We start from the raw sequence: 16,228 nt of genomic DNA on the forward strand, positions 1-16,228 counted from the left end.
ATTAAAAAATTAATTATGAAAGAACTTAGAATCTTTGGAATATGTATATGCGTGCTGCTGGGGACTGTAATGGGTAATGCAGCTTCAAAATTGCCTTCATCAGTGACGATGAGTAAGGTTCAATTAGAGAATAAGATAAAGGGAGGTTGGGCCGGCCAGACTATCGGGGTTAGCTTCGGTAGTTATACGGAATTTAGGTATCAAGGAACTTTTATTCAGGATTATCAGACGATTCCTTGGGGGGAAGGTTATGTGCAAAGATTGATGGATTCCTGGCCTGATTTATATGATGACATTTACATGGACCTCACTTTTGTAGATGTATTGGAGAAAAAAGGGCTGGATGCTTCGGTGAAAGATTTTGCTGTAGCTTTTGCTACGGCAGACTATAATTTATGGCATGCCAATCAGGCTGCGAGGTATAATATAGCTCATGGAGTGGACAATCCTGGACATTGGCTGAATAACCCACATGCCGATGACATTGATTATCAGATTGAAGCAGATTTTGCCGGACTGATGAATCCGGGTATGCCTAATTCAGCTTCTCAAATCAGTGATAAGGTGGGGCATCTTATGTGTTATGGCGATGGCTGGTATGGTGGTGTTTATGTCGGTGCCATGTATAGTCTTGCTTTTGTGTCTGATGATATCCAGTTTATTGTTACTGAGGCTTTAAAGACGATTCCGGAGGAAAGTGGTTTCTATAAATGTATTGCAGATGTGATAGAGTGGTATAAAATGTATCCTGATGATTGGAAACGTACTTGGTTCGAAATTCAGAAACATCATGCGGAAGAGATCGGTTGTCCGGATGGAGTATTTCATCCATTAGATATTGATGCTAAAATTAATGCCGCTTACATCGTTTTAGGATTATTGTATGGCAATGGTGATTTCACTAAGACAATGGAAATATCAACGCGGGCAGGTCAGGATTCAGATTGTAATCCGTCTTCTGCAGGAGGGATATTAGGCACAATGATAGGCTATGATGCTATCCCTGAATATTGGATGAAAGGTTTGAGAGGGGCGGAAGGCAAGAATTTCAAGTATACGTTACTCTGTTTGGATCAGATTTACACTATCAGCAATAAACATGCTTTGGAGATGATTCGCAGGAATGGAGGAAAAGTGGAAAAGGAGAATGTGACAATTGCCGTACAGAGGCCCGAGACTGTACGTTTGGAGCAGAGTTTTACAGATATGTATCCCACGGCTAAGGTTGAATTGTCTAAACACGATATAGATATACTGACTTTTGAATTTGAGGGTACGGGATTTGTACTCCGTGGGGAGGCTATTCGTAGGGACATGAATCGGCCGGATGCAGTACTGAAAGTTAATCTGTATCTTGATGGGGAGTTGGTCGAGAAGGCTGCTGCATTTCCGACTTACTTCCATGATCGGCGGTTAGATATATTTTGGAAATATCAGCTGCCTGAGGGTAAACATCAAGTAAAGGTAGAAGTCATAAAAGATGGTGCTAATGCTTTGTTGAAGTCTTGGGATTATATCGTTTATTCGAAAGGCAAGAAATGATTGTGAAATACTATGCTGATTAGGAACCATATCAAAAACAATAAATAGGTATTAATATGTAACATAGTATTGCATAGGGTAAGGTAAGCAAGATTAGCTTATGGATGATTTTAAGAACTGTATGAATGAGTTTTCTTTCATGCAGTTTTTTTTGGGTAGGAGAGATAGCCATGAAAAAACTAACTTCTATCGCTTATCTCAAAATAAATTAGTTATTTTGCAGAAAACAAAGGAATCTGGAATGGAACAAGAAGATTTTGATATACGCAACCAGCAGCCCGTCACCAGCCGAGAACGTGATTTCGAGAACGCTCTCCGTCCGTTGAATTTTGAGGATTTCAGCGGGCAGGACAAGGTGGTGGACAATCTGCGCATATTTGTGAAAGCTGCCCGCCTGCGTGGCGAGGCGCTGGACCATGTGTTGCTTCACGGCCCTCCCGGATTGGGAAAAACAACACTCAGCAATATCATAGCCAACGAACTGGGCGTAGGTTTCAAGATAACTTCCGGTCCGGTACTTGACAAGCCGGGGGATTTGGCGGGAGTGCTTACCAGCCTGGAGCCCAATGATGTACTTTTCATCGACGAAATACACCGGTTGAGCCCCGTAGTGGAGGAATATCTGTACTCAGCCATGGAGGACTACCGCATAGACATCATGATAGACAAAGGCCCTTCTGCCCGAAGCATACAGATTGATTTGAATCCTTTCACGCTGGTGGGAGCTACCACGCGTAGCGGTCTGTTGACAGCTCCGTTGCGTGCCCGTTTCGGTATCAACCTGCATCTGGAATATTACGATGATGATGTGTTGAGCGGCATTATCCGTCGTTCGTCCGGCATCCTCGATGTGCCTTGCTCCGTAAGGGCTGCCGCCGAGATTGCGAGCCGCAGCCGTGGCACACCGCGTATTGCCAATGCATTGCTGCGGCGTGTACGCGATTTTGCCCAAGTGAAAGGTTCGGGGAGCATTGACACGGAAATCGCACAGTTTGCCCTTGAGGCTCTGAATATCGACAAGTATGGTCTGGACGAGATAGACAATAAGATACTCTGTACCATCATCGACAAGTTCAAAGGCGGTCCGGTGGGATTGACTACCATCGCCACTGCTTTGGGCGAAGATGCAGGTACGATAGAGGAAGTCTATGAACCGTTCCTGATAAAAGAAGGTTTCCTGAAACGCACTCCCCGTGGGCGTGAAGTGACGGAGCTTGCCTACAAGCATCTGGGGCGAAGCCTCTATAGTAGCCAGCGTACCTTGTTTGGCGACGAGTGATTCATTTTAAGAAAACGAATACAGAGATGCGGAGACATAAAGTCTCTCTTTCCTCTTATCCTAGAAAACTTTGTGCCTCCGTGCCTTTGTGTTCATAACAACCATTAAAGAAGTGGCCGGATTAAAATCATTGGCAAAAGAAACTGCCATTTATGGGTTGAGCAGCATTGTGGGGCGTTTCCTCAATTACCTGCTGGTGCCCGTATATACCATGGCGATGTCCGCACAAAGCGGAGGCTATGGCGTAGTGACGAATGTATATGCGTGGGTGGCGCTCATGCTGGTGTTGTTGACGTGCGGCATGGAGACCGGTTTCTTCCGCTTTGCCAATAAAGGAGAGGACGACCCGATGCGGGTGTACTCCACGACATTGCTCAGTGTGAGTGTGGGGGCGCTTACCTTTCTTGCATTGGGATTGCTGTTCCTCAACCCCATTGCCGGATGGCTGGAGTATGGTGACCATCCCTGGTACGTGGGCATGATGATGATTGTGGTGGCGATGGATGCTATTCAAAGCATTCCTTTCGCTTATTTGCGCTACAAGAAGCGTCCCATTAAGTTTGCGGCACTCAAACTGCTGTTCATCTTCCTGAACATTGCACTGAATCTGCTCTATTATGTGGGAATGAAAGGGGATGACGTGGGTTATGCCTTCCTTTTCAATCTGATATGCACCTCTACCATCATGCTTTGCATGATTCCGGAGTTGCGTGGGTTTGCCTACGTGCTGGACAGAAAACTGCTGAAGCGGATGCTTGCTTATTGTCTGCCGTTGCTGGTACTCGGCTTGGCAGGTATCCTGAATCAGGTGGCGGATAAGATTATTTTTCCTTTTGTCTATCCGGATGAGGCGGAAGCTTCCGTACAGTTGGGCATTTATGGGGCTGCCAGCAAGATTGCCATGGTGATGGCGATGCTTACACAAGCCTTCCGCTATGCATACGAGCCTTTTGTCTTCGGGAAGAGCCGGGACAAGGACAACAAGCAGATGTATGCGCAAGCCATGAAGTTCTTCATCATCTTCACACTGCTGGCATTCCTCGCTGTCATGTTCTATCTGGACATCCTGCGCCATATTATCGGTCGCGACTACTGGCCGGGGTTGCGGGTAGTGCCCATCGTGATGGCTGCCGAAATCTTTATGGGTATCTACTTCAATCTTTCCTTCTGGTACAAGCTGATTGACGAGACGCGTTGGGGCGCTTATTTCTCCCTGATAGGTTGCACGGTACTGGTAGTGATGAACGTACTTCTGATTCCCCGATACAGCTATATGGCTTGTGCCTGGGCAGGATTCTGTGGCTATGGCATCGCCATGCTTCTGTCCTATTTCGTAGGGCAGAAGAAGTATCCCATTCAGTATGACTTGAAGGCTATCGGTAGTTATGTGCTGCTTGCGGCAGTACTCTATCTGGCTGCCGAATATGTCCCGATAGAAAATATTTACCTGCGTATGGCGTACCGTACCGTTTTGTTGCTGCTCTTTGTGGCCTATATCGTGAAGTGCGACTTGCCGTTGAGGCAGATTCCGTTCATTGGTAGGCTGGTGAAGTGAGGTTAGAGAAGTTAGATTGATAAACATTGCGTATTTAACAGTTTTGTCAAGAAAAGCATTACTTTTGTACTGTTATTAAAACTGAAGTGACACAATGGACAGAAAAATCAATCGCATAAAGATTGTTTTGAAATCAAGGATTGTGCAGAAGAGCAAACAATAAATTCAGAATCAAGTATGATTAAATCAGAAGCAATTCAGAATCTCCTCGCAAGATTCGAATCCATTGCGTGTGAATACGAAGGCGTGGAGTGCTGGAGTGCTCGCGAATTATATCCCATTCTGGGCTATGCCAAATGGCAAACGTTTGAGAATGTTTTAGGAAAAGCTAAGGAGGCTTGCCAAAACGCTGGTGTAGAGACGAGTAATCATTTTACCGGCATCAGTAAAACGATACTTATGCCTAAAGGTGCATCAAAGGACATTGAAGACTTTATGCTCACTCGCTATGCCTGCTACCTCGTGGCACAAAATGGTGACCCTCGTAAGTCGGAGATTGCTTTTGCCCAAAATTACTTTGCTGTACAAACACGTGTGGCAGAGGTAATAGAGCAACGACTTCTTGACTACGACCGTGTCCAGGCTCGCCATAAGTTGGCAGAGACAGAGAAACGCCTCTCTGGTGTTCTTTACGAGCGTGGTGTGGATGACAAGGGGTTCGGAATCATACGTAGTAAGGGCGACCAAGCTCTTTTTCGCATGAACACTGCTATGCTTAAACGTAAACTTGGAGCACCGGAAAAACGTGCTTTGGCAGATTTCTTGCCAACTCTTGGCATTAAGGCAAAGGACTTTGCTGCCGAGATGACCAGCAGTGTTTTACGAGGCGTTTCATTGAGAGAAAATTGAAAACTGATAATTGATAATGGAAGAAAAGACGACCGACAACAGAAATACCTTCGCTATCAAGACTTTTCTGAAAGACTATCTTGATTTGCGTAAAGACAAGGACAATGAACTGGAAACTGTAGATTCCATCCGTAAGGGAGTGGAATTCAAAGGAGCCAATCTTTGGATTCTGATATTCGCCATATTCATGGCCTCGTTGGGATTGAATGTAAACTCCACAGCCGTGATTATCGGTGCCATGCTCATCTCGCCGCTGATGGGGCCTATCATGGGCGTGGGGCTTTCTGTGGGGTTGAATGATTTTGAATTGATGAAGCGGTCTTTGAAGAGCTTCTTGATAACTACCTTGTTCAGTGTGACCACTGCTACCATTTTCTTTCTGGTGAGTCCCGTTGCCGAGGGGCAGTCGGAATTGCTGGCACGTACGTCACCCACCATTTATGACGTATTCATCGCCTTGATGGGTGGCTTGGCAGGTGTGACGGCGCTCTCTACCAAAGAGAAAGGAAATGTGATTCCGGGTGTTGCCATTGCCACGGCTTTGATGCCGCCTCTCTGTACGGCAGGCTACGGGCTGGCAACGGGTAACTTGATTTATTTCCTCGGTGCATTCTATCTTTATTTCATCAATTCCGTGTTTATCAGTCTTGCCACTTTCCTGGGCGTGCGCGTGATGCACTTCCAGCGCAAGGAGTTTGTGGATAAGAACCGGGAGAAGAAAGTACGTAAATATATCGTCCTGATTGCTATCCTGACCATGTGTCCCGCTGTCTATCTGACGGTAGGTATCGTCCAGGATACCTTCTTTGAGAGTGCTGCCAACCGTTTTGTCAACGAGCAGCTCTCCTTTGAGAATACGCAGGTGCTGGACAAGAAAATCCATCACGAGGGCAAGGGCCACGAAATACGTGTCGTGCTGATTGGGCAGGAGGTGCCCGAAGCTTCCATCGCCATTGCCCGCAGCAAGATGAAAGACTATAAGCTGGACAATACCAAGCTGATAGTCCTCCAAGGTATGAACAATGAAGCGGTGGATATTTCTTCCATCCGTGCCATGGTGATGGAAGACTTCTACAAGAACAGTGAGCAGCGTCTGGTGGAACAGAAACAGAAGATTGCCACACTGGAGCAGAATTTGGAAAGATACAAAACCTTCGATGAATTGGGCAAGAAGATTATCCCAGAACTGAAAGTGCTCTACCCGTCGGTAAAGACCGTATCAATATCTCATGCGATTGAACTGGCGGTAGATTCTGTACGGGTGGATACTGTGACCCTTGCCGTCTTGAAATTCGGCAAGCATCCGGGTGCGCACGAGAAGGAAAAGATTGCGGAGTGGCTCAAGGCGCGTACGGGTGCCAAGCAATTGAGGCTGATTACTGAATAATACAAGAATTGACGGAATGAAAATAAGATTTATACTGATAGCTGTCTGCTTCCTTTTTTCTCTGCCGGGACAAGCGGATGAAGGGATGTGGATGCTGGGAAATCTGAACAAGCAGACACGCCAGACCATGAAAGAGTTGGGCTTGCAGATGTCTGTCAACAAGCTATACAATACGAAACGCCCGTCTCTGAAGGATGCGGTAGTCAGCTTCGGAGGCTTTTGTTCCGGAGTGGTGGTGTCCGGGGACGGGCTGGTGTTTACCAATCATCACTGCGGCTTCAGCAGCATACAGCAACACTCGTCTGTGGAGCACGACTATCTGAAAGACGGCTTTGTGGCACGTAATCTTAGTGAAGAACTGCCTAATCCGGAACTTTACGTCCGCTTCCTCTTGCACCAGCAAGACGTGACCCGTCGGGTACTTGGAGCAGTAAAACCGGATATGAACGAATCTGAGCGTACAAGTGTAGTAGATTCGGTGATGCTGGTCATTGGCGAAGAGGTTTCTCGTAAAGACTCCACGCTGATAGGCATTGTGGATGCTTACTATGGAGGCAATGAATTCTGGCTTTCCGTTTATCGCGACTACAATGATGTGCGTCTGGTATTTGCACCCCCTTCTTCAGTGGGCAAGTTCGGCTGGGACACTGACAACTGGGTATGGCCACGCCATACGGGCGACTTCGCCGTATTCCGTATCTATGCCGGCAAAGACAACCGTCCTGCCGACTACTCTCCCGACAATGTTCCCTACCATCCCGAATACGTGGCTCTGATATCCCTGGACGGCTATCGTGAGGGTTCCTTCTGTATGACGATGGGCTATCCGGGCAGTACGGAACGCTATCTTTCCTCTTTTGGCATCGAAGAGATGATGACCACCACCAACCAGGCTCAGATAGATGTCCGTGGTGTGAAGCAGGCCATCTGGAAGCGTGAAATGGATAGCCGTGACAGCATCCGCATCAAGTACGCTTCCAAATACGACGAAAGTTCCAATTATTGGAAGAACAGCATAGGAGTGAACCGCACCATCAAGAAACTGCATGTGCTGGACAAGAAGCGTGCCATGGAGACCGAACTCCGTCGCTGGATACAGCAGACACCGGAGGAGCGGGAACATCTGCTGCATCTTTTTTCCGACCTGGAGCTGAACTACAAGAGCCGCCGTGATGCTTATCGTGCCAGAGCTTACTTTGCCGAATCTTTCCTGAACGGTCCGGAACTGGTGCAGCTTGCTTTGTCCATCCTCAACTTCGACTTTGAGGGGGAAGAGAAAACGGTGGTTGCCAATCTGAAAGCTATCGTTGAGAAATATGCCAATCTGGACTTGGGCATTGACAAGGAAGTGTTTACAGCACTGTTGAAAGAATACCGCTCCCAAGTGGATTCCACCTATCTGCCCGAGCTCTACCAGACGATTGCGACAGAATACGGAGGTAACGAGCGTACCTATGTGGATAGTCTTTATGCCCGCTCGGAGCTGACCACCCCCCGTGGATTGAAGCGTTTTCTGGAGCAGGACACCACCTATCAGATATATAATGACCCTGCCATCAACTTGGGCATCGACCTCATCACGAAGCTATTCGAGATGAATATGCAGGTACAGCAGGCTTCCGGTGAAATCGAGCGGAATGAACGTTTGTTCAACTCTGCCGTGCGACGTATGTACGCATCCCGTAACTTCTATCCCGACGCCAACTCCACCATGCGTTTGAGTTTTGGCACTGTCTGCGGTTATGCCCCCTTCGACGGAGCGGAATATGATTATTATACCACCGCGAAAGGTATTCTGGAGAAAGTCAGAGCCCATGCAGGCGATGTGGATTTTGAAATGCAGCCTGAGTTGCTATCCCTTCTTTCCTCCGGTGATTTCGGTAGATATGCCGATGAGAAGGGAGAAATGAATGTCTGCTTTATCTCCAATAATGACATTACGGGAGGCAATTCCGGCAGTGCCATGTTCAATGCCAAAGGAGAACTTCTGGGGCTTGCCTTCGATGGGAACTGGGAAGCCATGAGCAGCGACATCCTTTATGAGCCGAAGATGCAGCGCACCATCGGGGTAGATGTACGCTACATACTGTTTATGATTGAGAAGTATGGGAAGGCAGGAAATCTGATTCAGGAACTGAAGCTTGCCAATCCTTAACGTGTGCCCCCTGCCTATACTTTTATGGGTGATATTTTCTAAATCACTCCACGGATACGGTCATCGAATGCCGAGAGTGCTGCCTTTGCCCCTTCGCCCATGGCAATGACTATCTGCTTGTAGGGAACATTCGATACATCCCCTGCCGCATATACCCCCGGAAGTGTGGTACGGCAGAAAGCGTCAATCTTAATCTCCCCGGTCGGAGTCGTTTCCAGCTTGTCGCGGAAAGGAGCGCTGTTGGCTGCCAAACCGATTTGCACGAAGATGCCGTCTAACGGGAAGTCGCGTTCCTCGCCGGTAAGGCGGTCCTTGATGCGGATAGAAGTTACTTTTTCCCCGTTTCCATCGACTTTTACGGTCTGTGACGAGGTGAAGATTTCCACATTCGGCAGGCTCCGGGCTTTCTCTTGCAGCACTTGGTCGGCTTTCAGTGTATCGGCAAATTCGAATACCGTTACCTTCCGGCAGATGCCTGCCAGGTCGATGGCAGCTTCAATCCCCGAGTTACCTCCACCGATAACCGCCACATGCTTGCCTTGATAGAACGGACCGTCGCAATGCGGACAGAATGCCACGCCGCGTCCTATGTATTCCGCTTCGCCCTCCACATTCAGTTTGCGCCAGCTTGCCCCTGTGACAATGATTACTGCCGGTGCATGGAACACCTCGCCGCCTACGGTGGAGACACTTTTTTCCGTTCCCTGCAACTTTACTTTCTCTATCTTACGCTCCTCGAAAATCTCTATCGGATAGTGCTCTATATGTGTGCGGAGTGCGTTGGCAAGTTCTGCACCAGTAGTCTGCGGCACGGAGATAAGGTTTTCTATGCCTACCGTCTCTTTTACCTGTCCGCCTATGCGCTCGGCAACAATCGCCACCCGTAGGCCCTTGCGTGCAGAGTAGATGGCTGCGGAAGCTCCGGCTGGTCCACCGCCCAATACCAGCACGTCGAAATCTCTCTCTATCGGTGCTTCGTCCTCTTGCGGAGCACTGCCGAAGGCTTCTTCCAGCTTCTGCAAAAGCTCTCCTAAAGAACCGCGACCTACGTGAAGCAGCTTGCCATTAGCGTAGACTGACGGCACGGCTTGTATCTTCAGCGCATCCACTTCCTCTTGATTAAGCGCCCCGTCCACCATCTCGTGGGTGACGTGCGGATTCAGCAATGCGATGATGTTCAGTGCCTGCACCACATCCGGACAGTTGGTGCAAGTAAGCGATACATACGTTTGCAGGCTGATGTCGCCTTGCAACGCCCGGATGCGGCGACGAATTGCTTCGTCCGGCAGATTTTTCCCCTTTCCATCGGCATTCAGCACGGCAAGCAGGAGGGAAGTGAACTCGTGTCCGCCGGGGATGCCGCGGAACTTGATGCCGGTTTCCACATCGTCTTTCAGCAATGTGAACTCCAACACGGGGTTCTCTATCTCACTCATCCGGCAGGAGAGCTTGTCGGAACAGCTTGCCACATCCTTCAAGAATCCGATAAGCTCTTGTGCCTGCTCGTGACCCGGATGATAGGTGATGTGAAAGACGTAGCGGGCTTCCAAATGCTGGAATACGCTCCGCACCTGGTCTAATATAGTTGTTTCTAACATGATTAATAGGGTGTTTGGGGTGAGAAAATAGTCTTTTAATATGTTTGATATAGAGTAGTTGCAGAACTTGTGAGGAAGTACTCCAATACTCCTTCGAAAGTACTGCGGTACTCCTTTGAAAGTACTACAGTACTTCTGTACAAGTACTGCGGACGTCTTAAAGGAAAGCGGACGTCTTTCTATGGTGAAAGCGCCCGCTCCTCCTATTACTTATCAAATCTTTCCTACAAGGTCGATGCTCGGCTTCAAAGTTTCCGCTCCTTTCTTCCACTTGGCAGGGCAGACTTCTCCATCGTGTGTGGCAACAAACTGTGCAGCTTCTACCTTGCGCAGCAGCTCGTCGGCATTGCGTCCGATGTTGTTGTCCTGTATCTCGGCAATCTTGATTTTACCCTCGGGATTTACGAGGAATGTGCCGCGATATGCCATGCCTTCCTCTTCAATCATCACGCCGAATGCGCGGCTCAGTACGCCTGTGGGGTCGGCAAGCATGGGGTACTTAATCTTGCGGATGCTTTCGGAAGCATCGTGCCATGCCTTGTGCACAAAGTGCGAGTCTGTGCTTACAGAATATACTTCTACGCCCATTGCTTGGAATTGGTCATATTTCTCTGCGATGTCTACCAGCTCGGTAGGGCATACGAAGGTAAAGTCTGCCGGATAGAAGAAGAAAATGGCCCATTTACCTTTTACGTCTTCGTGGGATACTGTTTTGAAACTTCCGTTTTGGAAAGCCTGAACCTTGAATTCAGGGAGTTGTGAGTTGATGATCGGTTCCATAATTTTTCTCTTTTAATAGGTTTAGTTTTTTGTTTTACCAATGCGAAGATTGTGCAGACAGAATGTAGAAGCCAGTTTGCTTGATGATGCTGAGGTGCAACCGACCTTCGCTTTTTCTGTTTGCAAAAATATAGCATTTTTCCCCGATAGAACAAAAAATCCGATTGAAAGATTTTATGGAGCGATAGATGAAATCTATACGACTGCTTGGGTTGCTTTCAGTGAGAGCATTTCCTTGGGTACGGAAAGTTTTATCTCCTTAACCAGCACTTCGAGCAGCGTGTGGCGGATAAAGTTCTTATTGGTCAGCAGCACGACCTGGCGGGTGGGGCAGGGGATGGCGAAGGAACGTACCAGCTCTTTCTGGGCATCGCCCAGTTGCAGAACGGCCAGTTCGGGGATGAAGGTCACGCCTTTGCCGCTTTCTACCATGCGCATAAAGGTCTCCATGCTGCCCAAGTGATAGGCAAGCTGGCTGGCACGTGCCGACTTCATCTGGCAGAAGCGCACCAGCTGGTCGCGGAAGCAATGGCCCTCGTCGAGCAGCCAAAGCTGTTCGCCGTTCAGGTCGGAAGTACGGATTACCTCGTTGTTGAAGAGGGCGTCTTCGCGCGACACGTAGGCAAAGAACTGTTCATAGAACAACGGCGTCTGCTGCAACTCTTCCATACCTGCCAGACTCGCTACGATACCTGCATCTATCTCTCCCGTCTGCAGGGCTTTCTTGATGTCGTTTGTTTTCATTTCGACTACCCGGATGTCGAGGTCGGGGTATTTCTTCATCAGCTGCGGAAAGAAACGGGGCAGGAGGTAAGGAGCTACGGTGGGAAGTATGCCCAGCTTGAAGGTGCCGGTCAGTGAGTGTTTTTCTTCTTCTATAATATTCTTTATACGGTTGGCTTGAACCAATATATTCTGTGCTTGTTCTATGATGTGGATACCGACGGGAGTGGGGCATACCGGCTGCTGGCTGCGGTCAAAAATCCGGGTGTCCAGTTCCTCTTCCAGTTTCTGAATCATGGCACTGAGGGTGGGCTGTGTCACGCGGCAATATTCGGCTGCTTTGGCAAAGTGGCGGAACTGGTTGACGGCAAGGATGTATTCCAATTGTTGTAAAGTCATGATGAACAAGGCATTTGAAGGTTATGTATAGACTTCGTCTATGCAAAGATAGAAATTATCTGTTTGACAAGCCTTGATTTACCCCTTATCTTTGCAATATCCAAAAGAAAAATAGTATAAATATTTAAAACAATAGAATTATGAAAACTTTAGATTACTTGCATTTGAATGAAAAGAAAGTGGCTGGCGTAGCATCAGCATTGCACCAATTATTGGCCGACTTCCAGGTACATTACACCAATTTGCGCGGTATGCACTGGAACATCAAGGGACACGGCTTCTTTGTGCTGCACGAGAAGTTCGAGAGTATGTATGACGATACCGCCGAGAAGATTGACGAGATTGCAGAGCGCATCTTGATGCTGGGTGGCGTGCCCGAGAATAAGTTCAGTGAATACCTGAAGGTTGCCAACGTGAAGGAAGTGTCCGACATCTCTTGCGGCAGTGAGGCTGTGGACCATATCCTCGAGACTTACGGCTACCTGATTGGTGAAGAGAGAAAGGTAATTGAACTGGCAAATGAAGCTGGCGATGACGTGACGGCAGATTTGATGACCGGCTACCTGAAAGAGCAGGAGAAAATGGTTTGGATGCTCGTTGCATTCAGTACGAAAAGCTGCACGAAATAAAGGATAAAGAGTCGTGAAAAAGGATAGGGTGATAAAACGGTAGCGGATGCTGCCGGTTTTATCACCCTATTATCTTTCTATAGTTTATATCACTTCTTCTTCGGTGTCCGTCTTGCCCACCCTTCTTCACTGAAGTCGGGCTCTGCATCCTTAAAGTCATTGTTGCCCTGGAAGAACTGTTTCCAGTCATCCTTTTTGCCACGGGCTTTGGTGTAACCCCGCTCTTCGCGGCTGGGCTTGCCTTTCTTCTTGTCGTTTGCAGGACTTTCGGCCTTTTCGCTGCGTTTGCCGGTGGCATCGTTCCGTTTGCCGTCTTCCTTGTAACTGCGCTTCTTGCTGTCAAACTCTTTTTTCCCATGGCTTCCGGCTGTACCCGGACGTTTGCCCCTCGGAGCCTCCTTACCCTCGTCTCCAGCAACCTCTACGGATACTTTACGGCCGTTCCAGCTGGCGCGGTTCAGGGCCTTCACTACATTGGTGGCTTCCTTTTCCTCCACTTCGAAGAAGGAGAACTTCTGCATCAGGTCAATTCGTCCCAGCTCTACACGTCCACGTGTATTGTTGTTCAGCAGGCTGATTAATTCGTTGGGGAAGAAATTGTCCATTTTACCCAGGTTGATGAACAAGCGGGTAAAGCCGGGTTCTGCTTTGCGGCTGCTTCTACGGTCGTTGCGGTCGCCCCTCTCGCCACTTCTTGCACCACGCTCACTACCGGTTGCTGTCTCTATCTCGTCACGGCCGCGATAGTAATCCAGGAAACGGTTGAATTCATGCGAAACCATGCGTTTAATCAGGTCCTCTTTGCTCAGCCAATCCAGCTTGCGGTAGATGTCGGTCATAAAGTCGGCGATTTCCTCCTCGTTCACTTTCACCTTTTCAAGATCGTCTATCACTTTGAGCAGTTGCTTTTCGCATATCTGTTTGCCGGTGGGCATTTCGCCTGCAATGAATTTCTTGCCGATGATGCGCTCAATCTCGCGCATTTTGCCTTTCTCTCGCAGGTTGATGATGGCGATGGAAGTCCCGGTTTTGCCGGCACGTCCCGTACGGCCGCTGCGGTGGGTATAACTCTCGGTGTCATCGGGCAATCCGTAGTTGATGACGTGTGTCAGGTCGTCCACATCGAGGCCGCGTGCGGCAACGTCCGTGGCAACCAGCAGTTGTAGGTTGCGGATGCGGAACTTTTGCATCACGGTGTCACGCTGCGCTTGACTCAGTTCGCCGTGCAGCGAGTCGGCATTATAGCCTTCCTGCATCAACTTGTCAGCTATTTCCTGCGTTTCTTTGCGGGTACGGCAGAAGATGATGCCGTATATCTGCGGATAGTAGTCCACAATACGTTTCAGGGCAGCATACTTGTCTTTGGCATGTACACAGAAGGCTACGTGTTTCACGTTGCTGGTGCTTTCATTTTTGCGTCCGATGGTGATTTCCTTGGCATCGCGCAGGTACTTCTTGGAGATGCGTGCGATTTCCGGGCTCATGGTAGCGGAGAACAGCAAGGTGTTGCGCTCCTGCGGCACATCGGCGAGAATGGCGTTGATGCTGTCTGTGAATCCCATGTTCAGCATTTCGTCCGCTTCGTCCATAACCACGTTCTGTATGGTGGCGAGGGACACGGTTTTGCGTTCCATCAGGTCCAGCAGTCGTCCCGGTGTGGCTACGATGATGTGTACACCCCGTTTCAGGGCGCGTATCTGGCTTTCGATGGACGAGCCTCCATATACGGGCAACACTCGCAAGCCATCGGTATATTTAGAATAATCGTTCAAGTCGCCTGCTATCTGCAAACAAAGTTCGCGGGTGGGGCAGAGAATAAGTGATTGGGGAATTCGGTTGTTGACGTTAATCTTCTGTATGAGCGGCAGGCCGAACGCTGCGGTCTTTCCTGTTCCTGTTTGTGCCAGTGCTACTACATCATTGTTTTCTCCTAAAAGGTAGGGAATTACTTCCTCTTGTACCGGCATGGGCTGCTCGTAACCCATTTCTTCGATGGCGCGGCGTATCTCCGGCGACACACCGAGCTCTTCAAATGTCTTCATTAAATCTTCTGTATATCTTTATCTTTATATTTCGGGCGCAAAGATAGTGCTTTTCAATGGATAATTGATAATTGATGGTTGATAATTATGCAATTACATGATAAAATCGTTTTTTATTGGCTACTCATTATCCATTATCCATTGTCAATTATCCGTTAAAAGAATGTCTTGCAGTCTCTTTCTTTCTTCTTTTGTCAGACCGATGCCTCTTTGCAGGTAGGTGTCGGTATCTCCATACCTTCGTTTCATTTCTTCAATGGCGGCATTCAGGAAATCTTCGCGTGCCGAGAATACGGTAGTGATGGCCTCTTGCGAGCGTGCCGGAAGCTGGTAAGCATATCGGGAGGCCGCCGGGATGTTGAAGTAGTCGTTGCTGAGGCGATAATCTTCCATGATGATGTCTTCGTCCACTCCAAGGGAGGCAAGCACAAGTGCCGATACGATGCCCGTGCGCCCTTTGCCCGAAGAGCAATGGATTACGACGGGATAATTGTTCTTGTCCAGCAGGATATCGAAAATCCGGCGATATTCTTTGGTGTAGTTGTTGATGAGTTCGCGGTTCATCTGCTCCACGATTCGGTAGACAGTATCGCTCTTGATTTTCTGTTCCTGTACACCTTTCAGGATATACTCCATGTCGCCGGTAGGAATGGGGATATGGATCACTTTGAATGCCTGTTGCAAAGGGCTTTGTCTATTCGCTTCGACAGATGAACGCAGGTCGATGATAGTCCTTATGCCTATGTTCTTGAGCTCTTTGCGCGAACACGGTTTCAGTTTATCTATTTCGGCAGAGCGGTACAGCATGCCCCAATGCACTTTCTTTTGGGTGGGATAGGAGGAATAGCCTCCCAGGTCTCGGAAGTTCTGTATGCCGGGGATGTTGATGTTGCGGGTGGCAATCTTTACCCGGTATTTGTCAGCGAATACAAGTGTGTAGTAGTATCGTTGTGTAGGGTCGGTAGTGATGACAGTCATCTTCAGGTCGGAGATGTTGGCGACGGCAACGGGAACATCTTCGGGGATATGGTTGGGATTGGTCGAAGCATATACCTTCACATTTCCTTTGATGAGAGGGGCCATTTCCCATTTTACAATGCAGTTGCCCACGTTGTTTTCTTCGCATACAACGGAAATGTGAGGGGCAGTGCCATTGCAGGAAGGGAGCAGCACTGCCAAAACAAGCAAGTTCAATAAGTTCTTATACATAATTCGTAACCTCTCTGATGTCGTTAATCACAAATATATGTAATTTACCCACAGAAGGTAACAGCAATGCCAAGCTTTTAT

11 protein-coding genes and 1 pseudogene are annotated in these 16,228 nt (G+C 48.4%); 7 read left to right on the top strand and 5 right to left on the bottom strand.

What is annotated here, in order from left to right; translation table 11 throughout:
• The first annotated feature begins 15 nt into the window (after nt 1–15).
• From NQ510_RS05270 to NQ510_RS05295, 6 genes and pseudogenes are all read left to right on the top strand, one after another.
• Complete coding sequence (locus NQ510_RS05270) at nt 16–1,542, top strand: ADP-ribosylglycohydrolase family protein (RefSeq protein WP_005826117.1); 1,527 nt, start codon at nt 16–18, stop codon at nt 1,540–1,542.
• A gap of 241 nt (nt 1,543–1,783) precedes the next feature.
• A complete protein-coding gene (gene ruvB, locus NQ510_RS05275) occupies nt 1,784–2,821 on the top strand; it encodes a Holliday junction branch migration DNA helicase RuvB (RefSeq protein WP_034525480.1) in 1,038 nt (345 codons plus the stop codon).
• Nucleotides 2,822–2,933: 112 nt separating this feature from the next.
• On the top strand, nt 2,934–4,376 hold the full coding sequence (locus NQ510_RS05280; RefSeq protein WP_034525489.1) for a lipopolysaccharide biosynthesis protein: 1,443 nt from the start codon (nt 2,934–2,936) through the stop codon (nt 4,374–4,376).
• 180 nt (nt 4,377–4,556) lie between these two features.
• Nucleotides 4,557–5,189: pseudogene (gene dinD / locus NQ510_RS05285) on the top strand (DNA damage-inducible protein D); the annotation flags it as partial.
• A 52-nt stretch (nt 5,190–5,241) separates the two neighbouring features.
• Nucleotides 5,242–6,612, top strand: coding sequence for a TIGR00341 family protein (locus tag NQ510_RS05290; RefSeq protein WP_005826112.1), 1,371 nt, complete (start codon nt 5,242–5,244; stop codon nt 6,610–6,612).
• A gap of 16 nt (nt 6,613–6,628) precedes the next feature.
• Nucleotides 6,629–8,767: a S46 family peptidase gene (locus NQ510_RS05295; RefSeq protein WP_005826110.1), complete on the top strand. Its 2,139-nt coding sequence runs from the start codon at nt 6,629–6,631 to the stop codon at nt 8,765–8,767.
• 38 nt (nt 8,768–8,805) lie between these two features.
• Here the strand turns inward: NQ510_RS05295 and ahpF are convergent, their stop codons facing one another.
• From ahpF to NQ510_RS05310, 3 genes are all read right to left on the bottom strand, one after another.
• Nucleotides 8,806–10,365, bottom strand: a complete 1,560-nt coding sequence (ahpF, locus tag NQ510_RS05300; protein ID WP_005826109.1) for an alkyl hydroperoxide reductase subunit F — start codon at nt 10,363–10,365, stop codon at nt 8,806–8,808.
• A 213-nt stretch (nt 10,366–10,578) separates the two neighbouring features.
• Nucleotides 10,579–11,145: an alkyl hydroperoxide reductase subunit C gene (ahpC, locus tag NQ510_RS05305; RefSeq protein ID WP_005826106.1), complete on the bottom strand. Its 567-nt coding sequence runs from the start codon at nt 11,143–11,145 to the stop codon at nt 10,579–10,581.
• A 195-nt stretch (nt 11,146–11,340) separates the two neighbouring features.
• Nucleotides 11,341–12,267, bottom strand: coding sequence for a hydrogen peroxide-inducible genes activator (locus NQ510_RS05310; RefSeq protein ID WP_005826104.1), 927 nt, complete (start codon nt 12,265–12,267; stop codon nt 11,341–11,343).
• Between the two features lie 140 nt (nt 12,268–12,407).
• Here NQ510_RS05310 and NQ510_RS05315 point away from each other — a divergent pair, with 140 nt between their 5' ends.
• The gene (locus tag NQ510_RS05315) at nt 12,408–12,896 is read left to right on the top strand and encodes a Dps family protein (protein ID WP_005826103.1); all 489 of its coding nucleotides are present in this window, start codon (nt 12,408–12,410) and stop codon (nt 12,894–12,896) included.
• Between the two features lie 89 nt (nt 12,897–12,985).
• Here the strand turns inward: NQ510_RS05315 and NQ510_RS05320 are convergent, their stop codons facing one another.
• Together NQ510_RS05320 and NQ510_RS05325 are read right to left on the bottom strand one after the other, a co-directional pair.
• On the bottom strand, nt 12,986–14,938 hold the full coding sequence (locus NQ510_RS05320; RefSeq protein ID WP_009037442.1) for a DEAD/DEAH box helicase: 1,953 nt from the start codon (nt 14,936–14,938) through the stop codon (nt 12,986–12,988).
• A 144-nt stretch (nt 14,939–15,082) separates the two neighbouring features.
• Nucleotides 15,083–16,147, bottom strand: a complete 1,065-nt coding sequence (locus NQ510_RS05325) for a tyrosine-protein phosphatase (RefSeq protein ID WP_005826099.1) — start codon at nt 16,145–16,147, stop codon at nt 15,083–15,085.
• Nucleotides 16,148–16,228: the final 81 nt, after the last annotated feature.

Source organism: Bacteroides uniformis (genome assembly GCF_025147485.1).
GTDB lineage: Bacteria > Bacteroidota > Bacteroidia > Bacteroidales > Bacteroidaceae > Bacteroides > Bacteroides uniformis.